Annotated in this window: 25 protein-coding genes; 13 read left to right on the top strand and 12 right to left on the bottom strand. The window is 65.9% G+C overall.

Features of this window, described 5'->3' with window-relative positions; all coding sequences use genetic code 11:
* The 8 genes from AC07YR_RS20620 to AC07YR_RS20655 all read right to left on the bottom strand — a co-directional run.
* Positions 1 to 461 (bottom strand): alcohol dehydrogenase catalytic domain-containing protein (locus AC07YR_RS20620; RefSeq protein ID WP_494735097.1); only part of this gene is annotated, 461 nt, incomplete at its 3' end.
* Complete coding sequence (locus AC07YR_RS20625) at positions 461 to 1,231, bottom strand: SDR family oxidoreductase (RefSeq protein ID WP_494735098.1); 771 nt, start codon at positions 1,229 to 1,231, stop codon at positions 461 to 463. The genes AC07YR_RS20620 and AC07YR_RS20625, both read right to left, overlap by 1 nt.
* A complete protein-coding gene (locus AC07YR_RS20630; protein WP_494735099.1) occupies positions 1,228 to 2,172 on the bottom strand; it encodes a 2-hydroxyacid dehydrogenase in 945 nt (314 codons plus the stop codon). Before AC07YR_RS20630 ends, AC07YR_RS20625 begins: the two co-directional genes overlap by 4 nt.
* 42 nt (positions 2,173 to 2,214) lie before the next feature.
* Entirely contained in the window at positions 2,215 to 2,964 is a 750-nt protein-coding gene (locus AC07YR_RS20635; RefSeq protein WP_055807647.1) for an SDR family oxidoreductase, read from the bottom strand.
* A gap of 96 nt (positions 2,965 to 3,060) precedes the next feature.
* Positions 3,061 to 4,398, bottom strand: a complete 1,338-nt coding sequence (locus AC07YR_RS20640) for an MFS transporter (RefSeq protein WP_436058751.1) — start codon at positions 4,396 to 4,398, stop codon at positions 3,061 to 3,063.
* A 53-nt stretch (positions 4,399 to 4,451) separates the two neighbouring features.
* A complete protein-coding gene (locus AC07YR_RS20645; protein WP_494735100.1) occupies positions 4,452 to 5,465 on the bottom strand; it encodes a 5-oxoprolinase subunit C family protein in 1,014 nt (337 codons plus the stop codon).
* Complete coding sequence (locus AC07YR_RS20650; protein WP_494735101.1) at positions 5,462 to 6,187, bottom strand: 5-oxoprolinase subunit B family protein; 726 nt, start codon at positions 6,185 to 6,187, stop codon at positions 5,462 to 5,464. The genes AC07YR_RS20645 and AC07YR_RS20650 overlap by 4 nt, the downstream gene beginning before the upstream one ends.
* Position 6,188: 1 nt before the next feature.
* Positions 6,189 to 6,977, bottom strand: coding sequence for a LamB/YcsF family protein (locus AC07YR_RS20655; RefSeq protein ID WP_494735102.1), 789 nt, complete (start codon positions 6,975 to 6,977; stop codon positions 6,189 to 6,191).
* 487 nt (positions 6,978 to 7,464) lie between these two features.
* On the opposite strand from AC07YR_RS20655, the gene nac reads away from it, so the two are divergent.
* Entirely contained in the window at positions 7,465 to 8,385 is a 921-nt protein-coding gene (nac, locus tag AC07YR_RS20660; RefSeq protein WP_494735103.1) for a nitrogen assimilation transcriptional regulator NAC, read from the top strand.
* Positions 8,386 to 8,903: 518 nt separating this feature from the next.
* On the opposite strand, the gene AC07YR_RS20665 is transcribed toward nac, so the two are convergent.
* The gene (locus AC07YR_RS20665) at positions 8,904 to 9,581 is read right to left on the bottom strand and encodes a 4-carboxy-4-hydroxy-2-oxoadipate aldolase/oxaloacetate decarboxylase (RefSeq protein WP_055807664.1); all 678 of its coding nucleotides are present in this window, start codon (positions 9,579 to 9,581) and stop codon (positions 8,904 to 8,906) included.
* Positions 9,582 to 9,606: 25 nt separating this feature from the next.
* Positions 9,607 to 10,815 carry an aspartate transaminase gene (locus AC07YR_RS20670; RefSeq protein WP_494735104.1) on the bottom strand — a complete coding sequence of 403 codons (1,209 nt, stop codon included), beginning with the start codon at positions 10,813 to 10,815 and terminating at the stop codon, positions 9,607 to 9,609.
* A 236-nt stretch (positions 10,816 to 11,051) separates the two neighbouring features.
* On the opposite strand from AC07YR_RS20670, the gene AC07YR_RS20675 reads away from it, so the two are divergent.
* The 8 genes from AC07YR_RS20675 to AC07YR_RS20710 all read left to right on the top strand — a co-directional run bounded on the left by AC07YR_RS20675 (position 11,052) and on the right by AC07YR_RS20710 (position 19,444).
* Entirely contained in the window at positions 11,052 to 11,579 is a 528-nt protein-coding gene (locus AC07YR_RS20675) for a hypothetical protein (protein WP_494735105.1), read from the top strand.
* A 228-nt stretch (positions 11,580 to 11,807) separates the two neighbouring features.
* On the top strand, positions 11,808 to 12,584 hold the full coding sequence (locus tag AC07YR_RS20680) for a FadR/GntR family transcriptional regulator (RefSeq protein ID WP_494735106.1): 777 nt from the start codon (positions 11,808 to 11,810) through the stop codon (positions 12,582 to 12,584).
* 1 nt (position 12,585) lies between these two features.
* The gene (locus AC07YR_RS20685) at positions 12,586 to 13,302 is read left to right on the top strand and encodes a cache domain-containing protein (protein WP_494735107.1); all 717 of its coding nucleotides are present in this window, start codon (positions 12,586 to 12,588) and stop codon (positions 13,300 to 13,302) included.
* A gap of 222 nt (positions 13,303 to 13,524) precedes the next feature.
* Positions 13,525 to 14,892: an MFS transporter gene (locus AC07YR_RS20690; protein ID WP_494735108.1), complete on the top strand. Its 1,368-nt coding sequence runs from the start codon at positions 13,525 to 13,527 to the stop codon at positions 14,890 to 14,892.
* Positions 14,893 to 14,927: 35 nt separating this feature from the next.
* Positions 14,928 to 16,319 (top strand): protoporphyrinogen/coproporphyrinogen oxidase, encoded by a 1,392-nt coding sequence (locus AC07YR_RS20695; RefSeq protein WP_494735109.1) that lies wholly within the window; start codon positions 14,928 to 14,930, stop codon positions 16,317 to 16,319.
* Between the two features lie 52 nt (positions 16,320 to 16,371).
* Positions 16,372 to 17,259 carry a 4-hydroxy-tetrahydrodipicolinate synthase gene (gene dapA, locus AC07YR_RS20700; RefSeq protein WP_494735110.1) on the top strand — a complete coding sequence of 296 codons (888 nt, stop codon included), beginning with the start codon at positions 16,372 to 16,374 and terminating at the stop codon, positions 17,257 to 17,259.
* 21 nt (positions 17,260 to 17,280) lie between these two features.
* Positions 17,281 to 18,774 (top strand): aldehyde dehydrogenase family protein, encoded by a 1,494-nt coding sequence (locus AC07YR_RS20705; RefSeq protein WP_494735111.1) that lies wholly within the window; start codon positions 17,281 to 17,283, stop codon positions 18,772 to 18,774.
* A gap of 235 nt (positions 18,775 to 19,009) precedes the next feature.
* Entirely contained in the window at positions 19,010 to 19,444 is a 435-nt protein-coding gene (locus AC07YR_RS20710; protein WP_494735112.1) for a hypothetical protein, read from the top strand.
* Positions 19,445 to 19,547: 103 nt separating this feature from the next.
* On the opposite strand, the gene AC07YR_RS20715 is transcribed toward AC07YR_RS20710, so the two are convergent.
* Positions 19,548 to 20,330 carry an alpha/beta fold hydrolase gene (locus tag AC07YR_RS20715; RefSeq protein ID WP_494735113.1) on the bottom strand — a complete coding sequence of 261 codons (783 nt, stop codon included), beginning with the start codon at positions 20,328 to 20,330 and terminating at the stop codon, positions 19,548 to 19,550.
* A 105-nt stretch (positions 20,331 to 20,435) separates the two neighbouring features.
* Here AC07YR_RS20715 and AC07YR_RS20720 point away from each other — a divergent pair, with 105 nt between their 5' ends.
* The 4 genes from AC07YR_RS20720 to AC07YR_RS20735 all read left to right on the top strand — a co-directional run bounded on the left by AC07YR_RS20720 (position 20,436) and on the right by AC07YR_RS20735 (position 22,715).
* Positions 20,436 to 21,245 carry an arsenate reductase/protein-tyrosine-phosphatase family protein gene (locus tag AC07YR_RS20720; RefSeq protein ID WP_494735114.1) on the top strand — a complete coding sequence of 270 codons (810 nt, stop codon included), beginning with the start codon at positions 20,436 to 20,438 and terminating at the stop codon, positions 21,243 to 21,245.
* Positions 21,246 to 21,248: 3 nt separating this feature from the next.
* Complete coding sequence (locus AC07YR_RS20725; RefSeq protein WP_436058762.1) at positions 21,249 to 21,641, top strand: VOC family protein; 393 nt, start codon at positions 21,249 to 21,251, stop codon at positions 21,639 to 21,641.
* Between the two features lie 133 nt (positions 21,642 to 21,774).
* Complete coding sequence (locus AC07YR_RS20730) at positions 21,775 to 22,059, top strand: DUF427 domain-containing protein (RefSeq protein ID WP_436058763.1); 285 nt, start codon at positions 21,775 to 21,777, stop codon at positions 22,057 to 22,059.
* Between the two features lie 128 nt (positions 22,060 to 22,187).
* The gene (locus AC07YR_RS20735; protein ID WP_436058764.1) at positions 22,188 to 22,715 is read left to right on the top strand and encodes a flavodoxin domain-containing protein; all 528 of its coding nucleotides are present in this window, start codon (positions 22,188 to 22,190) and stop codon (positions 22,713 to 22,715) included.
* A 21-nt stretch (positions 22,716 to 22,736) separates the two neighbouring features.
* Here the strand turns inward: AC07YR_RS20735 and AC07YR_RS20740 are convergent, their stop codons facing one another.
* Complete coding sequence (locus tag AC07YR_RS20740) at positions 22,737 to 23,438, bottom strand: GOLPH3/VPS74 family protein (RefSeq protein WP_436058765.1); 702 nt, start codon at positions 23,436 to 23,438, stop codon at positions 22,737 to 22,739.
* Between the last annotated feature and the right edge of the window lie 60 nt (positions 23,439 to 23,498).

The raw sequence follows: 23,498 nt of genomic DNA on the forward strand, positions 1-23,498 counted from the left end.
CTGAGGCCTCCCGGCAGCGCGCGCAGCATCCGCGCCGGCAGGTTCACGTAACGGCTGAACGCGCCGTCGGTGTGCGGATAGCGGGCGGCGCTGCCCAGATACGTGCAGCCCGGGGACAGATTGGGCCGGTCCGCCGGATACCGCGCCGCACCGGGCCCGGGCGTGGCCGGATGAACGGCAACCGGGGTGCCGGCCACCGGTCCGGTGCCGTCTGCCGCGGCCTGAATCACGGTCCCGGAAATTTCGTGCCCGAGCACCAGGGGCGCGCGGAGGATGGATTCGCCGGCGGCGCCGTGCAGCCAGTAGTGCAGGTCCGAGCCGCAGATACCGCCGTAGCGGACTTCGACGACCGCCTCGTCGGCACCGGGCGCCGAAACGGGCACGTCTTCGATGCGGAGGTCGCCCGCGGCGTGCGCCACCACGGCCGGGCCGCTGGCAGGAAGTTGATGAAGGCCGCCCATCAGACCACCACCGTCATTCCGCCGTCAATGAAGATGGTCTGCCCGTTCACGAAGTCCGAGCCGTCCGAGGCCAGCCACACCGCGGGCCCGGCCAGATCCTGCACGGTCCCCCACCGGTGCGCCGGGGTCCGGCCCAGGATCCAGGAATTGAAGTCCTCGTCATCGACCAGGTTCTGCGTCATCTCGGTATGGATGTAGCCCGGGGCGATCCCGTTGATCTGCAGCCCGGACCCGGCCCACTCCGCGGTCATCGCCCGGGTCAGGTTCCGCAGCCCGCCCTTCGCCGCGATATACGGGGCGATGGTCGGGCGGGCGAGATCGGTCTGCACCGAACAGATATTGATGATCTTCCCCCGGCCGCGCGGGATCATGACCCGCGCCGCCTCACGCCCCACCAAAAACGCGCTGGTCAGGTCCGTGGAAATCACCCGCTCCCAGTCCGCCACGTCCAACTCCAGCATCGGCACCCGGTGCTGGATCCCCGCATTGTTCACCAGGACCTCCAGCGGCCCCACGTTCTCCTCCACCCACGCAACACCCCGCGCAGCCTCAGTATCGCTGGTGACATCGAACGCGCAACTGTGCACCCGCCCCGGCGGGTACCCGGCCGCCATCGCAGCCTCAGCAGCTTTCAGCCGTTCAGTATTGATGCCGTTCAGCACCACCGTCGCGCCGGCATCCGCCAGCGCCCGCGCCAGCGCATTGCCGATCCCCCGGCTCGAACCGGTCACCAGGGCAACACGCCCCGTCAGGTCAAAAAGTGCACTCATGCGAAGGGGCCTTTCTGCACCAGGTTGGCGGGAGCCTCTCCCGCCGCGAGGGCTTCGAGCTGCTTCCGCAGGAGCCTGCGGATCCTGGGCTGGAACGCCGACGCATTGCCGCCGATGTGAGGGGTGATCAGTGCGTTCGGAGTGGACCACAGCGGGTGGTCCTGAGGCAGCGGCTCGGGATCAACGACGTCGAGCGCGCACTGCAGGCGGCCAGACAGAACTTCCTTGGTCAGGGCAGCCGTGTCCACCACGGAGCCGCGGCCCACGTTCACCACCAGGGCACCGTCCGGGAGGGCGGCGAGGACCTCTTCGCCGATCAGCTGGTGGGTCTGCTGGTTTAGGGGCAGCACGGAAACGAGGATGTCGTGCGTGGCGGCGAGCGCGGGCAGGTCCGCGGACGCGTGAACCACGCCGTATTCGTCGGTGCGGGCAGCACTCCCCACCCGGGTGACCGTGACCTCGAAGGGCTCCAGGCGGCGGGCAATTTCATGCCCGATCCCGCCGACTCCCACGAGCAGCACCCGCCGGTCCGCCAGGGACTGGCGCCGCTCCGGCCGCCACAGCCCGTACTGCGAATCGCGGACGGCCTGGTCGATGCCCCGCAGTTTCGCCAGGATCAGCCCGACGGCAAGTTCCGCGGTCGCGGCGGCGTGGACGCCGGAGGCGCTGGCCACGCCGGCCGCCGGACCGGCGGCCTCGATCACGCCGTCGTATCCGGTGGACTGCGTCTGCACGTACTTCAGGTTCGGGACGCGCGCAAGGGAGCCCAGCACGGCGGAGGCGTCGATGTACGGGAGGATGACGCCATCGATCTCACTGAGCGTCCCGCCGTCGGGATCCGCCTTCAGGTCCCAGACCACTCCCCTCAGCCCTTCGGGAAGGGGTGAGAGATCGGCGAGCAGTTGCCGGTCGGGGAAACTGACGGTACGGACTGTTTGCATCGAAGAACCTATCAATCGTGGGGTCTGGTGGGTGGCGTGCGGCTAGCGGCGGTCGAAGGTGAGGCCGCCGGGGACCTGGAAGGTGGGCATGAGTTCGAGCATGCCCACGTTCACGTGGCGGGGTGTTTCGATCGCGTAGTCCATCGCGTTGACGATGTCGTCCGTGGTCAGCGATTCGTAGCCCTCGTAGTACGTCTTCCACGCCTCCTCCATGGCCTCGGGAGTGCCGCCCATGTTGCGGCCGAAGATCTCCGTTTCGACGCGTCCGGGGCAGATTTCGGTGACACGGATGCGCTTGCCCACCGTGTCGTTGCGCAGCTGCCGGGAGACCTGGTGCACTGCCGCCTTGGTCGCGTGGTAGACCGTGTGGCCGTAGAAGTTGTAGACCCCGGCGATGGAGCTGATGTTGATGACGTGTCCGCGGTCCCGCTCCACCATGCCCGGAAGCACCAGCCTGGTCAGCTGGAGCAGGCCGCGCAGGTTGACGTCCACGAGTTCGTCGATGTCGCTCTCGCTGGAGTCCAGGATGTTTCCAGGCCGGGACACCCCGGCGCAGTTCACCAGGACATCCACTTCAAGATCGCCGACGGCGGCAGCCAGCGCTGCGGTGTCGGTCAGGTCGACGACGTGGGGAACCGCGCCGGTCTTGTCTGCCAATTCGTTGAGGCGCTCCTCGTTGCGGGCGAGGGCGTGGACCGTGAGTCCCCGCTTGGCGAGGCGCCCGGCGATCGCGGCGCCCATGCCGGTGGACGCGCCCGTGACGAGGGCAGTTGAATAATCTGAAAAAGGCATGGAAGTCTCCTGAGGGTGCAGCGCAGTTGATGCCCCGCAATTGGTGCAGTGCACTGCCGGTGGGGGCAGTGCACTGCTGTTCGGATGGGTGGTGGTTTAGGCGTCGCGGAGGGGCAGGTGCGCCCGGTCCTTGACCGTGCTGACGGCGGCGAGGGTGCCCAGTGCCGTGATCACGGCGTAGAAAGCGGGCATGTAGATGTTGCCGGTGGAGGAAATGAGCCAGGTCATCAGCAGCGGGGCGGTGCCACCGAAGAGTGCCGAGGAGATGTTGTAGCCCAGGCCGTAGGCGGAGTACCGGACCCGGGTGGGGAACAGTTCAACGATCAGGATGTGGATCACGGCGGTGTGGCCTGCGAAGACCACTGCCATGATGCAGGCGCCCAGGATGGCCAGGCCCATCTCACCGGTGGCGATCAGGGCGTAGGCGGGGATGCCGACGATTGCCATGGCGATCGCGGAGCCGGCGATGACCTTCTTGCGTCCCACACGGTCAGACAGCGCGCCCATGAAGGGGATGGCGATGCAGATGACCACGAGGCTGCAGGCGGTGACGATGAGCGCCTCGCCGATGGTGAAGTTGAGCTGCTTGCCCTTCAGGAAGGTGGGCATGTAGGAGAAGAGGACGTAGTAGCCGGAGCCGTTCATGAGCGGGATGAACAGGGCCAGGAGCATGGCGCGGCGGTGTTCGGCGGACTTGAAGGCTTCCTTGAGCGGGTTCTTGGACAGGCCGCCCTCTTCCTTCAGCTTCACGAAGTTCGGGGTGTCGCTGATCGCCTTGCGGATGTACCAGCCGATGACGCCCATGGGGATGGCAACCAGGAACGGGATGCGCCACGCGAACGAACCGAAGCCGCCGCCGTCGATCGCTGCCTGGGTGAGCCAGGGCGACATGGAGAACGCGACGAGCGTGCCGGTGAGCAGTGCGGCGAAGGAGGCGATCTGGGCGTAGGAGGTGATGATGCCGCGCTTGCCTTCAGGGGCGTGCTCGGCGAGGAAGGTCATGGCGCCGGCCGCTTCGCCGCCAACGGAGAAGCCCTGCAGCATGCGGAGCAGCACCAGGAGGATCGGGGCGGCGATGCCGATGGCCGAGTAGGCCGGCAGCAGGCCGATGCCCGCCGTGGCCACGCTGATCAGCAGGATGACAAAGACCAGCAGCTTTTGCCGTCCGATGCGGTCCCCCAGGTATCCGCAGACCACGGCGCCGAGGGGGCGAACGAAGAAGGACACGGCATAGCCGGCGAAGACGAACAACAGGGCGTTGTCCGGGTTGCCGGGTGCCAGGAAGACGAGGGCAAGCGTTCCGGCCATAAAGGCGAAGATGCCGTTGTCGTAGAGCTCCACGAAAATGCCGACGCAGCCGGCAGTCACTACTTTGCGGGTCTGCTTGCTGCTGAGCCGCTCTTGCGGCTGGGCCGCGTGCGTAGAAGTTGTCATGGCTTTCCTTACTAAGGGGATGGTAACAAGGCTCTGGATCTGATGCGAGGGTGTTAGCTTCCGGACGCCGGGGCGAACTGTTGCCAGCCCGGCCGGCTGCCGATGCCGAGGAGGGCAAAGACTGTGCTGACGGTGGAACGGAGGTTTTCCAGCTCCCGCAAGGCCGCCCTGTGTTTCGCCGTGGCGTCGGGGACGGTGGTCCTGCGGAAAGTTATGGTGTGGCCCGGCCTTGCCTGGGCCAGCACATCCAGCGAGCGGGTGGTGACCACTGCGAGGACCGGATAGCCGGCGGTGACGCCCCGGCCCCGGTGCAGCACCAGGAGTTCATCCCGGGACGGCACCTCGATCGCTCCGACCGGAACGCCGCGGGACAGCACTTCGGCGCTCGACTGGCGTTCGGGGAGGTCCCCGCCGAGGCGCAGTCCGATGTGGTTGCTCCGGGCGCTGACGGTGTATTCGGTGGTGTAGAGGAGGTCCGCGGTGTCCCCGAATTCGTCCACGTCGGGGCCGTCCGTGACTTCGACGACGGCGTGGCTGCTGAATTCGGGACGGGTCAGGCCCAGCCGGAACAGCGGCAGGTCGAAGTACGGCTGCCGGATGGGTGCGACGCTTCGCGAGGTCTTCAGTTCGGTGCCTTCGGTCAGGCGCAGGCCGAATCCGACGACGGTGTCCGGGGCGCAGCTTCCGAGCAGGACGGGTGCCTCCACCGAGCCGTGGACGGCGAGGTAGGCGCGCAGCCCGCCGGTGATCTGGCGCAAGGCGACTGTTTCGCCGGCCCGGACGGATACCGGTTCCCACTGCTGGCATTCGCGTCCGCCCACCGTGAGGCGCAGCGGCGCTCCGGTGACGGCGATGAGGATGTCCGTGGTGGCCCGCATGCGGAAGTCCAGTGCGGTGATTTCCAGCAGGGGTGCGCTGTCCTCATTACCGGTGAGGATGTTGGCCGCGCGTGCGGAGAACTGGTCCAGCGCGCCGTTCACGGGCAGTCCGAACCGGGGTCCGCGGAAGCGGCCAAGGTCGGTGACCACGGAGTTGCCGGACTGCTGGATGACCAGGGAGCCGCTCATCGTGCCGCCTCCAGTTTCCGGCCGGCGTAGCTCGCGAAATCTTCGGCCCGGATCTGGTGGAACCTCAGCAGGTCGCCGGGAACGTAGGGAACCAGCGGTTCGCTGGTGACGTCCAGGACCGCCAGCGGCGTCTGGCCGATGACGCACCATCCGCCGGGGGCCATAGCCGGGGCGATGACTGCCTGCCGGCCGGCGACGGCCACGGCACCTGCCGGGACGGACAGGCGGGGGTCCTTCAGCCGCGGTACAGGGAGCGGGAAATCGGGGCCGTCCATCATGGGTGAGCCGGCAGGGGCGCCGAGGCATCGGATCACGTAGGACTTGGCCGTGTGCAGGGCGATGATCTCCTCGACCGGCAGCTGCTCGTGCTCTGCAACGCGTTCCAGGTCCGGGCCGTATTCGCCGCCGTAGACCACGGGGACGCTGAACTCGCGCGGAGCCCGGGCAGGGGCGCCAATGAAGTCGAGCTGGCGCATTCCCAGAAGGACAAAGGCACGGACCTGGCGAGCGGAGGTGACCCCGGGATCGAATTCCACGAGCAGGGAGTCGTAGGTGGGCACGGCGCCGTGGACGCCGTCGGCCCCCGCTGCCTCCAGCCAGCCGGCGAGGGCATGCACGGTGCTCCAGTTAGCCTCGCGGTCCGGTGAAGAGGCGACGACGCGCAGTGCGGCGTCCCCGGATTCGAAGACTTCCACGGGGGTTGGCGTTGTGGCGGCGGGCATGTCAGGCAGCCTTCACTTTGGCGGCCAGGACCTGGGCGACGGGTGCGATGGTCACGCCGGCGCGTTCCAGTTCGGCGCGGACCTGGCGGGCCAACTGGACGGCGCCGGGAGTGTCACCGTGCAGGAGGACGGTGTCGGCGACGATCTGCAGGTCGGTCCCGGCGACCGTTTCGATGAGCCCTTCGCAAACCATCCGGATGGTGCGGTCCACGATGGCTGACGGATCATGGATGACGGCGCCGGGGCGGCCGCGCGGCACCAGCGAGCCGTCGGCCTCGTAGGCGCGGTCGGCGATGCCGACGATGGCGACCGGAAGCTGTCGCAGCGCAGCGGCGTCGGCAAGTTCGCCGTCCTGGGCCAGGACGATGAGGTCCGGGTTGATGCGGGCGGCGGCGTCGGCCACGGCCTCCGCGTAATCGGCGCGGGTGGCCACGAGGTTGCCAAGGCGTCCGTGCGGTGCGATGTGGGCGACGCCGGAGCCGTGGTACGAGGCGAAGGCGCTCAGCGCACCGATCTGGTACAGGATGTCGTTGCGGACCTCGTCCGCAGTGAGGTCCATGGCTCGGCGGCCGAAGCCCCGGAGGTCGGGGAAGCTCGGGTGCGCCCCGATGCTGACGCCGCGCCGCACGCACTCGGCGACGGTGGCGTTCATGATGTCGGGGTCTCCGGCGTGGAATCCGCAGGCGATGTTGGCGCTCGAAACCACCTCGAGCAAGGCAGCGTCGTCACCCATCGAGTAGGCGCCGAAGCCTTCTCCGAGATCTGCCACGAGATCAACTGTGGGTCCCATGTGAGCCCTCCTGGGATGTTGGCTGGACAGCTGCGCAGCGAGGCGCGGAGTTCAGCTTCCGGTAGTGAAATGAATGCCGGGAACCTGCCCGGTGCGGGGCCTGCGGTCCGGCGGCCCGGACTGCCGGGCCTCTGCCCAAAAGTCTGGCATTGCGAATTGGCTCACACAAAGACGTAATCCATGTCACGGGATAGGCCCTCGTTATGACGGGTGAGCCGTACAGTGCTGCCATCATTCGTGCCACCTCGTTCCGATCATCAGGTTCCGTCTTATCAGCGCGTTATCGCGAATACATTCAAGGTAGGGACCGTATATTTCAGAAATGTAAAAGGGAACGTCTTTCCCGGTTAATCCCATTAGCATGCGAAATGCATCTGACGTCATCGCAAAATTGCATATCAACCATGCGGGTAGAATGTACGATTAATGAATTGGCATCCGGTTGTGACCTTCCCGGGGTCTGGACGCCGCGAAGAGAGAAGGCGCCATGGATACGCGGAAGCTTGCGTACTTTGTCCAGATTGTGGATTCGGGCAGCATCACCAAGGCCGCAGCGGCGCTGCATGTGGCGCAGCCTGCCCTGAGCCAGCAGGTCTCGGCGCTGGAAACCGACCTCAAGCAGCGGCTCCTGATCCGCAGCAAGCAGGGCGTCAAGCCCACCGCCGCGGGCCACACTTTGTACCGGCATGCCCAGTCGATCCTGCGACTGGTGGAGCAGGCACGCCAGGACGTTGCCGCGTCCGGGGCCGCACCGTCCGGCCGGGTCTCCATCGCGATCGCGCCGTACAGCATGGCCTCCAGCCTGACGCCGCGGATCATCAGCGAAGTGGGCCGACGGTACCCGGAAATCGTCCTGCACGTCACGGAAATCTACGGCGGCGTCCTCAGTGAAGCCATCAAAAACGGCCGGCTGGACATGGCGCTCATTTACGAGCCGGGCCCCATCCGCGGCGTTCAGTTCACCACGCTGATAGTCGAGGACCTGCACTTTGTGGTTAATGCCAACAGATCCGATGTGGCAGCCGGAAACGGTGAAATTTCGCTGGAGGATGTTGCGCGGTTCGGGCTTTTCCTTCCCGAGAAGATCCACACACTCCGCCAGGTTGTCGAAACCGGCTTCGCCAGCAAAGGGCTCGCGCTCAAGCTGGTGGGCGAGGTGGAGTCGGTGCCGTCCCTGGCCCGGCTCCTCCGCGCCGACCTGGGTGCCACCATCATGCCCAAGTCGGCCGCGGACGCCCTGTTCCACGAGGAGGACTTCCACGTCCTGCGCATTGTGGATCCGGCGCTGCAGTGCAAAATCGCACTGTGCACCCCTGATCACGACCCCCTCTCGGAAGCCGCTTCGGCAGTCCTGCTGGTGCTGAAGGAAATGCTCCAGGAAATGCTGAGCAACAAATACGCGCGATAAACGGTCCATAGCATCCGCTTATTAGGCCACGCATCATTAGTCTTAGTATCACGGCGCTCCGGAATCTAGAATTAGAGCGAAGCCGAGGAAATGCGGCAGTTTATATTGTAATGAATTTATTGGGAGGCCGCCGTGAAAAAGTTAAGCACTATTCGAAGATTTTCCGACACAGGCCGGGGGCTCACGGCCAGAACAGGTTTCCACTGCCCGTCAAATGGCTTTTGGCGCCCTGAGGACCGCTCAATGGATGCTGTCTTCGTCTTCGAAGGGAGCATCATGCCGGCAGGCAGTGCCGGATCAACGGTCTGGTATCTGGAGGGTTCCGTCCCTGGCCCGCCCCGCCACCCGGCCCGGTAGGGTACTGCCGCCACGGGAACAGATCGAACTGGCAGCTAATGCCCCCAAATCACGGATTTGGGGGCATTAGCTGCCAGTTGGCGCAGTAGTCCCGCACGCCAATGCCGCCGCACGGGTGCTTTCCCGTGCGACGGCGGTGCTGCCGCGGCTGGAGGGAGCGGTTAGGCCTCTTCGACGAGCAGTCCCTTGGACTTCAGGACGTCGGTGAGGTTGCACAACTCGATGGTGGTTCCGCCGGCCTGGTAGAGGCCGATGAGTTCGCGCTCGGCGTCGTCGCGCTCCTGCGAGAGGCGGATGACTTCCTCGATCTCGTCCTTCCGGACCACCACAACGCCGTCCGCGTCACCGCGGAGCACGTCGCCGGGGTAGATGATCTCGTCGCCGAAGACCACGGGGTGGTTGATGGGGCCGATGGTTTCCTTGACGGTGCCCTTGATGGAGATGCTGCCGGAGAACACGGGCAGCCCCAGTTCGATGAGGTCCTGGGTGTCGCGGACGCCCGAGTCGGTGACCAGGCCTGCGAGGCCCTTCGCCTTCATGGCGTTGCCGAGGACGTCGCCGAAGGTTCCGGCTTCCTCGTACTCCCCTGCCGCGGCCAGGATGACGTCCCCGGCTTCGGCGTAGTGGATGGCCACCTGCAGCATGAGGTTGTCGCGGGGGGCGCAGCGCACGGTGACGGCGGGGCCGCAGAAGGACATGGAGCGGTCGATCGGCTTGATCCTGGAGCTGAGGGCGCCCTTGCGGCCCTGTGCCTCGTGGATGGTGGCGGACGAAAACTTCGCGAGGCGGCTGACTGCGTCGGCTTCGGGTCGTTCGATGGTGGTTTTGACGTGGATCACGGCGTTTTCCTTCGGTGGGTGTGGATCAGTTGAGGGCCCGGACGGCCTTGTCGATGGCCGCGATGGACTCGTCGATGACGTCGAGGCTGGTGGCGTAGGAGATGCGGAAGTAGGGGCCAAGTCCATAGGCCGACCCCTGGATCACGGCCACGGAAGCCGCTTCAAGGAGGTACAGGGTGAAGTCCTCGTCGTTTGCGATGACCTGCCCCTCGGTGGTCGTCTTTCCGATCACCCCCGCACAGTTGACGTAGGCGTAAAAGGCGCCTTCCGGCGTCGTGCATGACAGCCCGTCGACGGCGTTCAGCGCGGTGACTGCCGCATCGCGCCGGGCGCGGTAGATTTCGCGGCTTTCCTGCACGAAGCGCTGGCTGCCCGTGAGGGCGGCAGCGCCGGCGGCCTGGCTGACGGAGGACGGGCAGGAGGAGATCTGCGACTGGAGTTTGTTGATCGCGGCGATCAACGGGGCAGGTCCCGCCGCGTACCCCAGACGCCAGCCGGTCATGGCGTAGGCCTTGGAAACGCCGTTGACCGCCAGGATGCGGTCCTTCAGTTCCGGGGCCACCTCCACCAGGCTTGCGAGCTTGCCCGTGCCGAAGTAGATCTGGTCGTAGATCTCGTCAGTCAGGATGTGGACGTGCGGGAAGCCGGCCAGGACATCCGCGAGCGCGCGCAGCTCCGCGGGGGAATAGACGGCGCCCGTGGGGTTCGAGGGCGTGTTCAGGATGACCCATTTGGTCCGCCCGTTGAGGGCTCCGGCCAGAGCCTCGGGGGTGAGCTTGAATCCCGTCTCCTCGCCGCAGGCAACCACCACGGGGGTGCCTTCGTTCGCGAGCACCATGTCCGGGTAGGAGACCCAGTACGGCGCGGGCACCACCACTTCGTCGCCGGCGTCCAAGGTGGCCATGAAGGCGGTGAAGATCACCTGCTTGGCGCCGCCGCCAATGGTGATCTCGGCCGGGGTGTAGTGGATGCCGGTGCGCAGTTCCAGGGTCTGGAGGATGGCCTGCTGCAGGGCGGGGGTTCCGGTGACGGAGGTGTACTTGGTTTCCCCGCGGGTGATCGCTTCAATGGCGGCCGCTTTGATGTGTTCCGGGGTGTCGAAGTCCGGCTCCCCGACCGTCAGGTCCAGAATCCGGCGCCCTTCCGCCTTCAGCTCACGCACGCGGGCCGCGGCGGCCACGCTTGCGGATGACTTGATGCGGGACACCCGTGATGCAGGTTCAAATTTAGGCATGGTCTCTTCCTACGGATTCAGGAGGGAGCGGTACTCGCTTCCTTCGACCCTAGGGAATCCTGGCGCGTCTGGATAAGACCTAAAGTGCGTGGACGGATAAGCGTCGCTTATGGCCCGTGCCCACACTTTTTGGTTATGGCTCCACGCAGGATTGGTATTTCCGCGGGCGGATTCTGGTGTCTAGCGTTTTACGTACGCCGGCCCGCCAGCGGCAATTCCGACCTGAGGAGTGCCTTTTGGCCGTTCTGCACCCCGTTGATTCACCCGCGGCCGACGGCGGCTTCTACCGTTACCGGGGGCGGCGGAAGGCTGACAGGGCTGCTGTCCAGGTGGAACGGCTCCGCCAGCTCCTCCGCGAGGACCGGCAGCGGATTTCGTTCAACGCCAGCAGCATGCGGGCCCTCACGGCCCGGCTGAACCAGAACGTCGCCCAGGCGCTGTGTGACGGGTTGAAGGTCACCGGCCTCGCCCAGGCGGCAGGGCTGACCCGCTGGACGGTGCGAACCATCGGCCTGTCTTTTGATGACCTGGCGCCGTCAGGGTTGCCGGCCGCGCAGCAGCTGGCGGCGATTGGCGCGTTGAAGTCCGAGCTGGCCACGCTCGAGGCCTCGAAGGCGGACCTGGAGGGGCGCCGGCTGAAGCTCCTGGCCGCGGCCCGCCGGCTGGGCGTCATGGACGACTACGAGCTCGCAGCGCTCAGCGGCCTGCAGTGCGAAGCGATCCGGAAGATGACCTGGGGACTCCAGCGGGTGCGGGCCACCTGAACCACTGGTATGACTCCCGGGAGCCATGCGCCCAACACGGCCAGCGCACTAATCCAGGTTGTTCTCCGCCGTTTCCGGCCCGCACCGTTTTAATACTACGAAGTGCTGGAAGCCACCGCGGGCCGGCCCCTTCCCGCAAACCGGAAATATGCAAAGATTGAAGGTAATAGGGAAAGGCCGACGGCGGCCGCCCGTTTCGGATGTACCAGCAGCAGGAGGGACCCGGGAATGCAGGGCACGGCACTTTCCACGCGTTCACTGGATCTTCTGTTGCTGCTGCGGGGCAGTGAACCCGAGGGGCTGGGCCGGGCCGACCAGGTCTCCTACCAGATTGAAACAGCGATCCTGATGGGCATCCTGACGGAGGGCGACCGGCTCCCCACGGAGTCCGTCCTTGCTGCAGAACTTGGCATCTCCCCGATAACCCTTCGCCAGTCCCTTGCCGCCCTCCGGACCAAGGGGCTCATCGAAACCAGCCGCGGCCGCAGCGGCGGAAGCGTCATCCGCCGCCAGATCGAACTGACGGACACCCAGTTGCAGCATAAGCTCCGGGACACCAGCACAGAAGCCCTCAGGGACCTCGGGGACCTGGCTGCCGCCATCTCGTCCATGTCCGCCCGGCTGGCCGCCGGCCGGGCAGACCCTCAAAACGTTGAGCATCTGGAGGACCTGGTGAAGCGCCACGGGGACACCGTTGACGGACGTGCGCGGCGCCGGATGGACGCCCGGTTCCACGTAGCCGTCAGCATTGCCTCCCAGTCCAGCAGGCTGACCTCCGCAGCGCTTCAACTTGAGGCGGAGTTGATGACCTTATGGTGGGGCGACCCTGGCCTGCCCGGCGGAGAGGCTGAACTGGTGGAACAGCATGCGGCGATCGTGGATGCGATCCGGATGCGGGACGCCGATGGCGCCGCCACAGCGGCAGAGCATCACAGCCGGACCGAGACGGAACATTTGATCGAACAGCATCTCAGGCTGACGATGCAGGCTGAAGGAAGTGCGTGACGTGGAAACCGTAGGCGAAGCCCTCCAGCGCACTGCTGACGTGCTCTCCTCCAGCATCAACGCGGTCTTCGCGGATCTGGAAGAAGTTGCCGCCGCGGTTACCGCAGCGGCAGAAGCTGCGTCCGGGGTCCCCCGCCGCAGCGACTACCTGTTCCTGCGGCAGGACCTGGCGAACTTCATCAAGCTGCACTCGGAGCTCATTATCGGCGCCGGCATCGCCTACGCCCCCGGCAGCCTCCCGGAGGCGCCGCATTGGCTGGAATGGTGGCGGGCACAGCCCAAGGGCGAACCCCGCTTCGTCACCCACGACCTCAACCCGGACTCGCTGAACTACTACGACTACACAGGCCGGGAATGGTTCACGCTCCCCTCGTCCACCGGACAGCCGGTGGCAGTGGGCCCGTACGTCGACTTCGGCGGTATCAACGTCAGTATCATCACCCTCTGTGTTCCCGCGGCCACCGCGCAAGGCGTCCACGTTCTGGGTTGCGATCTCCCGCTGGCGAACCTTGAGGGCATCTTCCTCCGGGCGCTTCAGCTGCGCGATCCCGCGGTGGTCCTGCTTGGACCGAACGGCCGGGTCATTGCATCCAACAACGCACGCATCGCAACGGGCACGCTGCTCCTGGAGGAAGATCTCAGCCGCACCGAGACCTCACTCGATGTCTGCCCCGAGAGCCCCGGCCGCCTGCCGTGGAAGCTCATCACCCTCAAATAGAGGGCCCCGAACGACATCCAAGACCGCGCCATCCCGGCGCGGTCTTTTTTGCTTTCAAAAAAGCTATTGCATTAATCATACAATGATGTATCTTTTAAGTGTGACCAGGAGCACAACCCCCTCCTGCAGAGCATTTTTCTCAGATCGCTAACCCTCAAACCCGACCTCCGCTGCCGTTGGAGCCAGCGTTCGGCCAGGGATCCTTCAGCAAAGGAAAAATCGATGTCCCATGTAGTTGATGACGCCCCACTGTCGTCATTCCATAAGAAATTGGCGCTGTACTCCTCCGGCGGTCCGTTCGTCGACGGGTACATCCTGAGCATTATCGGCGTGGCGATGATCCAGATCACCACAAAATTCAACCTCTCGCCTTCGGAACAGGGGCTGATCGGTGCAGCAGCCCTGGCCGGCATCTTCTTCGGCGCCTTCCTGGGCGGCTGGCTGACCGACAAGTTCGGGCGGCACCTTCTTTTTACGGTTGACCTCATCGCTTTGGTCGCTTGCTCCGTCGCCCAGGCTTTCGTCAACGACGCGTTCTGGCTGATCATCCTGCGACTGCTCATCGGCTTCGCCGTGGGCGCCGACTACCCCATCGCCACGTCCCTGCTGGCGGAATTCACGCCCAAGAAGTGGCGCGGGCCGCTGCTCGGTGCCTTCGTCACCATGTGGTTTGTGGGTGCCGCCGTCGCCTACATCGTGGGCCAGTTCCTGCTCACCTTTGAAGACGGATGGCGCTGGATGCTCGCCAGCTCGGCCGTCCCCGCCCTCATCATCGTCCTGCTGCGGATGGGCACACCCGAGTCGCCGCGCTGGCTGGTGAAGGTCGGCCGGCTCGAGGAAGCCAACAAGGTACTCAAGCGCGTTTACGGCCCCAACGTCACCCTCGCCGACCTGCCTGAAGAGGCCGGCGAAAAGGTCAGCGTCGGCCAGCTCCTGAAGTCCGGCTACGGCAAGCGGATGGCCTTCATCACCATCTTCTGGACCTGCTCCATCGTTCCGCTGTTCGCTGTCTACGCCTTCGGCCCGGCCATCCTTGAAGCCCTCAAGCTCGGGGAGGACCTGGCCCACGTGGGCTCCGCGGCCATCACCGTGATGTTCCTCGTCGGCTGCCTGGTCGCCGTGTTCCTGGTCAACCGGATGGGCCGGCGCCCCCTGATCATCCACAGCTTCCTCTGGAGCGGCCTGGCCCTCCTTGCCATGGGCCTCTTCCCCGACGCTGACACCTGGATCATCATGGCGCTCTTTGCGGCCTACGCGCTGCTCATCGGCGGCACGCAGATCATGCAGTGGGTCTACCCCAACGAGTTGTTCCCCACCGAAGTCCGCGGATCCGCCGTCGGCCTGGCCTCATCCCTGAGCCGCATCGGTGCTGCCGTCGGCACATACCTCGTCCCGCTGGCCCTGACGACGCTCGGCATCGGAACCACCATGATCATCGCCGGAATCGTCACCCTGCTCGGCATGGCTGTCTCCATGGCCTGGGCGCCGGAAACCCGGGGAATGACCCTGGGCGAGGCCGCCGCACTGCCGGGAAATGCACCCGGCCGAGCCACGGCTAATGCCACCCTCGGCCACAGCGCAGTCAACTAGAAGCTTCAAACCAGCCTCACAAGAAAGTCCAGATCATGAAAGACGTAGTAATTGTCGGTGGCGGTCTCGCCGGACTGTCGGCAGCCTGGCGGCTCCGGCACTGGGATACCGTGGTGCTGGAATCAGCCGGGCGTGTTGGCGGGCGGATCCGTTCGGAGCGCCGGGGTGCCTACTGGTTGAACTGGGGCGGGCACGTCTTCGCCGGAGCCGGCTCCTCCACGGACGCACTGCTCAATGAAGTCGGCGTGACGGCCGTCCAGATCCCCGGATCCCTGCAGGCCCTGTCCATGAACGGCCAGTTCATCCGCGAGGGGCACATCGCCACGTACCCGTTCCGCATCCCGATGTCCCTTGCATCCCGGATCGACACCCTGCGGGCCGGCCTGAAGGTCGTGAGCGGCGTCGCCAAGTACACCGGTGTGGTGCGGAAGCGTTCGGGGGAATCCGGTGCCATGCGGCAGCAGCGCATCTATGACTTCGAGAACGACAGCTCGTTCCAGGACTTCATCGGAAACCTGTCCGAGGACGCGGCCGCACTGTTCAAGACCACCGTCACACGCTCCGCCGGTGACATGGACCAGATCTCTGCCGGCGCCGGCATCGGGTACTTCAGCCTGGTCCTGGGGATCGGCCAGGGCCTGAGCCAGGGCATCGTCGGCGGCCCGTCCACCCTGACCGAGTCCATCGCGGCCGCCCTCGGCGACCGTGTCCAGCTCGGAGCCACCGTGCAGGAAGTGATCCACAAGACGAACTCCGTACTCGTCCGATACAACCAGGGCGGTGTGGACCGTCAAGTGGAGGCCCGCGCCGTCGTCCTGGCGACCACCGCTGATGTGTCGCACAAAATCGGTGTGGACCTTCCGGAGGACCTGCGCGGTGCACTGAGCCAGATCAAGTACGGCCCGCACGTCAGCACGGCCTTCCTGACCAACGAAACGTCGGCACGGCCATGGGACGACATCTACGCCATCGCAGCACCGAAGCGCTCGTTCGCGATCGCCCTGAACCAGGCAAGCATCGTCCGTGGTTCCGAGACGGTGCGGAAGCCCGGCGGCAGCTTCATGACGTTCTCTCCGGCGAGCCTGGGCCGCGCCCTGCTGGATAAGAGCGACGAGGAAGTCATCCAGACCCACCTTGCCGATCTGGACCAGGTCCTCGGCCACGGCTTCGCCGACAGCGTCGTAGAGGCCAAGACGGACCGGTGGAAGGTCGCGTCCCCGTACTGCTTCCCGGGCCGGGCAAAGCTCCAGTCCACGCTCATGCGGGGCACGGACCGCGTGTTCCTGGCCGGAGACTTCCTCGGAACCCTCTACACCGAAAGCTCCATCACCACCGGCTTCTCGGCAGCCCAGGAAGCCGCCAGCCTGCTCGCCACCGACAAGCAGCGGGCCGCGGCCCCCACCCTGCGCCTGGCCGCAGGAACCTGATCCGGCGCCTGCGCCCGCCCTCGAACCAACACCACCAAGGAGAACAACCACCATGACAACGCAACTCAAAGGCGTCCTGACCGCACTGTCCACCCCCTTCGACCAGGACGGAAACATCGACGTCGACACCCTGCGGCGCATCGTCGACCGCTCCATCGACGCCGGCGTGGACGGTGTCGTCGCAGCAGGATCGACCGGCGAGGTGGGCGCCCTGTCTTCGGAGGAGCGCCTGCTCCTGATCAACACGGTCATCGAGCAGGCGAACGGCCGCGTCCCGGTCATCGCCAACACCGGCGCCACCTCCACCGCCGAAGCCATCCGCCTCTCACAGGCCGCCGAAAAGGCCGGCGCGGACGTGCTGATGCTGATCACGCCGTACTACGAGCCGCTCTCACTGGAAGAAACGGTCACCTACATCAAGGATGTGGCCCGGTCCGTCAGCATTCCGGTGATGCTCTACAACATCCCGGCCGTCACCGGCGTCAACCTGGACCCGGCCACCGTCCGCTCGCTGGCTGAGGACGTGGAGAACATCCGGTACATCAAGGACTCCAGCGCGAACTGGGAACAGGCACTGCAGCTGATTCACCACCACAGCGACGTCATCGGCACCTTCATCGGCTGGGACGCCTACCTCTACAGCGCCCTGGCCGAAGGTGCGGCCGGCGTGATGGCAGGCACGGCCAACGTCGTCCCCAACGAGATCGTCGCCGTCAGCCGCCGCATCGCCGAAGGCGACCTCACCGGCGGCCTGAAACTGTGGAAGCAGCTCTACCCCGTCATCGACGCACTCCTCTCCGTCCCGTTCATCCCGTCGGTCAAGGCCGGCCTGACCCTGCAGGGCCTCCCGGCCGGCTCGCCCCGCCGCCCCACGGCCGACCTCAACGCCGAGGACCTCGCCCGGGTCAAGCACGCCCTGGCCGCCCTCAACCAGAAGTAACGACAGGACTCGAGGAAAACCATGACCGCGACAGACACAGCATTGTTCACCGTCCGCAGGGCGGCGCAGACGCCCGCACCATCCTTGCCGCCGTTCGGCCAGTTCATCGGCGGGGCTTTCATCCCCTCCACCTCGGCCGCAACGGTCGAGGTGGTGAACCCGGCCACTGAAGAGATCCTGATGCAGGTCCCGGGCGGGTCCGTGGAGGACGTCGACGCCGCCGTCGCGGCTGCCGTCGCGGCCAAAGCGGGCTGGGCGGCGAAGACTCCCCAGGACCGCTCCGCAGTGCTGCTGCGCATCGCCGACATCATCGAGACCAACCGCGAGCTGTTCGAAACCCTCGAAGCGGCGAACACCGGCAAACCCGCCGCCGTGGCCGAAGACGATATCTCCAGCGCAATCGACACCTTCAGGTTTTCCGCCGGCGCTGCCCGCGCCTTCACCACCCCCGGCGCGGGCGACTACGCCGCGAACCACACCTCGGTGATCCTCCGCGAACCCGTCGGAGTGGTGGGCGTGATCACTCCCTGGAACTACCCGCTGCTGATGGCCGCCTGGAAGATCGCCCCGATCCTGGGCGCCGGCAACACCCTGGTGCTCAAACCTTCCGAGCAGACACCCCTGACCACGCTCAAACTCGCCGAACTCATCGCCGCCGAAGTCCCGGCCGGTGTTCTGAACATCGTCACCGGTTCCGGCCGCGTGACGGGAAACCGGATTTCCGAGCATCCCGGGGTGGACCTCGTCGCCATCACCGGAAGCGTCGGCAGCGGCCAGAAGGTCGCCGCCAGCGCAGCCAACACCGTCAAACGCGTACACCTGGAACTGGGCGGCAAAGCACCCGTCGTCGTCTTCGAGGACGCCGACCTGGCAGCCGCCGCCCAGGGCGTCCGCTCCGCCGGGTTCTGGAACGGCGGCCAGGAATGCGGCTCGGCATGCCGGGTCCTCGTCCACGAATCAGTCGCAGAAAAGTTCACTGAGCTGCTGGTCCGGGAGGTCAGCGGGATCACGGTCGGCACTCCCGGCTCGGGCGCCGACGTCGAAATCGGCTCCATGATCTCCAAAGCCCACTACGAGCGGGTCCTCGCCGCACTCGAGGACGTCCGCAAGGACGGCCTGACCATCGCCGTCGGCGGCAACGCCATCGACGGGCCCGGCTACTTCATCGAACCCACAGTCGTGACCAACGTGCCGGCCGGCGCCGCGATCACCAGCACGGAGATCTTCGGCCCGGTGGTATCGGTGGAAACCTTCAGCACCGACGAAGAAGCCGTCACCCGGGCCAACGAAACCGTCTACGGACTGGCCGCCTCGGTCTGGTCCACGAACGCCGCCCGAGTGCTCTCCGTTCCCCGCCGGTTCGACTTCGGCACCGTCTGGGTCAACTCGCACCTGGTCATCGCCAACGAAATGCCCTGGGGCGGCTTCAAGGGGTCCGGCTACGGCCGGGACCTCTCCGTCTACGCCCTCGAGGATTTTTCCCGCACCAAACACATCATGTACAACCACGGCTAAGGACCGGGAACGGACGACGGCGGGACCTCCCGCCGTCGTCCGTTTGCGTTAACCGTTGTCACGCAGGCAGGTAGTGGGTAATCTACGGCCAACCGGACTTTCGGCCGCATCAGGCGGCGCCCGGAACGGCGCTGCCGTCAGGGGCTTCGCCCCGTACCTAGAAGACGCCCCATCACCGCACTGGCTGACAATGCGGAACGCAGGACGCCACGCCTCCATTCAAGGGAGAAACCTGATGTTAGGCACCAGAAGCTGCTTCGCCGCCGTTCTTGCCGCCGCCCTCGTGGCGATAGCCACCCCCGCGCACGCAGCCCCCGCCACGCTCGTAAGCGCGGGGCCGGGAGTCCTCGTCGCCGACGGCGCGGCGGTGGATGTTCCCGTCACTTTCGTGTGCGATACCGACCCGGCCCTGGTCATGGCAATACCCGTGGTCCAGATCACCCAAAGAGTCAGCGACGGACGCATCGCCGGCGGCGGCGGGAACGATCAGCTCAGCTGCACCAAGCAGACCCAGACAGTCACCATACGGGTAGTTCCAACCATGATGGCGTTCAATGAGGGTGCCGCCGCAGCTTCGGTCTACCTGCAAAGCTGCAGCGCCCAATTCCAGTGCTCGGCGGTCATCATCCACACCCAAATAACACTCGCCAATCCAGCCGACGCCGAGTAAGGACTGAGTAGTTCAGTCCAGAGCCGGGCCCTGTCGGTGGGCATGATCCACAGCTCGCCGATGGAAGCATGCCGGGGCTTGGTGCGAACGAACACTTAAGGCCCTACCCGTCGAGGAACCGCAGCATCAACGGGACTGTCGCCTGCATGGTCCGCAGGTCCCCGCCGCTGGCGGCCTGCTCGCCGAGGTAATCGCCGTGGCCGCCGGGGACGATCAGCAGCCGGGCACCCGGGATCATGCCGGCCATCCGCGCGGCGTACTCGGCGGTGACGATGTCCCGGTCGCCGCTCACCACCAGCGCGGGCGCGGTGATGGTGCCCAGTTCGTGGTCCGACCATCCGGGGAAGTCCAGGATGCGCCGACGGTCCAGCTCGAAGAGCCGTTCCACGTGGCCGGGTTCCGGGTTGAGGAGCCGGTCAGCGTCCTTGTAGGTGTCCGGCATGTCGTCCAAGGTGGCCTTCGCCATGCCGTCCCAGAACTCGGCCGGGACGGCATCGCGGCTTACGAAGGTGGAGGCGACGATCAGGCGCCGGACAACGGCGGGACGCGCGAGCGCCAAGGCGACGGCGGTGTGCCCGCCAGCGCTGAATCCCAGCACGTCCGCGGTTTCAACGGAGAGCTGATCCAGAACGGCGAGGATGTCGCCGGCGGAGTTTTCGGCAGTGAGCGGGCGGTCGGTGGGCCGGGTGCGGCCGTGGCCCTCCTCCTCGACGGCAATCACCTGGCGCTGTTCGGCCAGCATCGGGATGAGCTCGCCGAAGTTGGTGCCGATGGTGGAGCCGCCGCCCGGGACGAGGAGCAGCGGCGGCTGGCCGGGCACCGCGCTGCCGTGAACCTCGTAGTACATGCGAAGGCCGTTGTTGTCCGCGTAGCCGTGGGTGATCACACGGCATCCTAACTCTGTGCGTTTCCGGCGGAAAGGGGTCCCGTCCGAAGGGTCAGATCAATCAAACAGGGTTGATCGATCTATCCAAATTGATACAATTTACATGTGAGCTACACCACGCCCCTTGGTGCTCAGGCTGCGGCCCCGGCATTCCTGCGTCTGACCGGCCACCCCGTGCGGTGGCAGCTGCTGGGCGAACTGGCGCGCAGCGACCGGCAGGTCCGCGAGCTCACGGCGCTGGTAGGCGAGCGGCAGAGCCTGACGTCCTACCACCTCGGCCAGTTGCGCGCGGGCGGCCTGGTGACCATGCGGCGCAGCTCGGCTGACGGACGTGACACCTACTGCAGCCTCAACCTGGCGGCGTATCGCGAACGGCTTGCCGAATCCGGCGCGGCACTTCACCCCGGCCTGCGGCTGGTCCCGGCCGAGCTGGCACCGCCGTCGGACGGTCCTGGCGGTCCGCAGGCCCAGGCGCCTGTCCGCGTGTTGTTCCTGTGCACGGGCAACAGCGCCCGGTCCCAGATGGCCGAGGCGATTCTCGCGCGCCTTGGCGGTCCCCGGGTCGAGGCCGCCAGCGCCGGCAGCCACCCCAAGGACCTGGACCCCAGCGCCGTCCGCGTGATGGGCGAGCGCGGCATGGACATCAGCGGCGCCCGCCCCAAGCATCTGAGTGAGTTCGCCAACCGGCGGTTCGACTATGTGATCAGCCTCTGCGACCGCGTACGGGAGGTGTGCCCCGACTTCCCCGGGCCTCCCGCCATGGTGCATTGGAGCATCCCCGATCCGGCGGCCGAAGCAGCAGCCAATCAGGACAGTTACCCGGCGTTCGTCCGCACGGCGGACGAACTGAACACCCGGATCCAGTTCCTGCTTTACGCAATCGAGTATTCCCAAAGGAGTTCGGAAAGGAGCTAGAAAATGCCCAACGACCTTACGGACCTGGTCAGCGTCCGCTACATGGTGGACGACGTCGACGCGGCGGTCGACTTCTACACAAAGCACCTCGGATTCACCCTCCGGATGAGCGCCGCACCGGCGTTCGCCGACGTCGCCCGCGGCCGGCTGCGGCTTCTGCTGAGCGGGCCGACCAGCTCGGCGGGCCGGCCGATGCCGGACGGCACGGTGCCGGCACCGGGAGGGTGGAACCGCATCCATCTCATCGTGGGTGACATCGCGGCCGAAGTGGAACGGCTGCGAGCCGCAGGCCTCACGTTCCGCAACGACATTGTCACCGGCCCGGGCGGTCAGCAAATCCTGCTGGAAGATCCGGCCGGCAACGTCGTCGAGCTGTTCCAACCCGCCGGCGCATGAGCGCGATGCGTTCGAGTACGGGCCACCTCCCGCCGTCGTACGCCTGGCGGGAACAAGTCCACCGGCCGGGCCGTTGGGATACCTACGACGTGCCGCCCGCTGACGCCGGCGGCGCCCTACAGAACGGAACCACATGGTCAGGGCTATCTGGAACGGAAAAGTCATCGCCGAATCCGCGGACACGGTGGTGGTGGAAGGCAACCACTACTTCCCCCGCGATGCAGTCAATGCGGGCTACCTGAAGGACAGTGACCTGTACTCCGTCTGCCCGTGGAAGGGGAAGGCCAGCTACCACACGCTGGAGGTGGACGGGAAGCTGAACGTGGACGCCGCTTGGTTCTATGCGGAGCCCAAGCCACGCGCGAAGCAGATCGAGGACCGGATCGCGTTCTGGCGCGGCGTGACCATCGAAGACTAGCCGGCTCCCGTGCCGGGACGTTCGACCCTACGGCTGCATCCCCGGCGTTGACAGACTGGTGTGAGTAGGCCCGTGGATCATTCAGGCGATGCTCTCTTCGCGCGCGGGCCGGCAGCACAAGGAGGCCAATGATGGCCAATATTTACCTTCCCTACGGGACCACCGAGGGTCAGACGGCCAAGATCTCCGAGTACATCTCGGAAGTGGTTCGAGCACACGGTCATGACGCACAGACTGCGGACATCAAGCAGACCGGGGACACTATTCCGGACGGGTTCGACGCCGTGATCGTCGGCGCGTCAGTCCATATGGGCAAGCACGAAGACTATGTGCGGGACTTCGTGCGGAAGAATGGTGATGCCCTGAAACGCCTCCCGTCTGCCCTCTTCTCTGTCAGCCTGGCTGCCCACGGGGACGCCGAGAACGCGGAGAGTTACGTCGAGAAATTCGAGCATGAAACGGGCTGGCGGCCGGCTCAAGTGGGACTCTTCGGAGGGGCGCTGCTCTACACGCAGTACGGGTTCCTCAAGCGCCACATGATGAAGAAGATCGCTGGTGACAAGGGCACCTTGGATACGGACACGTCGCAGGATTACGTGTACACCGAGTGGGATGGTGTCAAAAGGTTTGCGGAGGACTTTCTGGACAAGTTGTGAGTTGACGCCAAGGGCACCGGTTCACTCCGGGTGCCTGGCACGAACAGGGTCGGTCAACATTGCGGCTTCTTCCTCCGCCAGCCTGATCATGCGCAGTTCGTCCACCACAGCACGGGAAGGCCAGTAGTCCCTCGCCAGCTCTCTTGCCCGGGTCAGATCGGCTGCCGGGAAGAGCTTGCCGAGCAGCCCGGCCGCCTGAAGCAGGGCGATCAGTGCAGTGGTCCGCGCATCGGACGGCTTGCCCTCGAGTGCGGCTTTGATCTTGTGCCGGATCGCCGCCTCCGGGGCATGGTCTTTTTCCGGATACCGCACGGACTTGAACAGGCCGAGGTGCTTCTCGCCGACATGATCCACAATGCCAAGCGACGCCATGCCCTCGTAGACACGCTGCACTTCGGCCCGGCCCTCCAGCATTGAGACCCACCGCTTGGGAGTGTGGGGCCGTGACTTGTGACGGATGAGCTCCAGCTGGTGCTGGAAGTCCGTTTGCGGGGCCGGACCCGTGGCCCTGACGCGCTTCCCCTGCAGCCCGACTGCACCGAGCACGTCCAGCTCGGCCAGTATTGCCCCTGCCACAGTGGTCCTGAGTATGTAGGCCGGCAACTCCGGTTCGCCGTCCTTGTCGTCCGTTGCCAGGAGCAGGAAAGCCTGGGGAAGGTTCAGCTGCCCGGCCTTCGGTTCCTCGACCTCGGGTTCATCGGTATTCGGTGTTTCAGCATCCATACGATCATGGTGGCGCAGTTGGGCAGCCACCACAACGGCAACCGTAAGGGCCGGACGACG

This window comes from Arthrobacter sp. GW460-12-1-14-TSB2 (assembly GCF_059423525.1).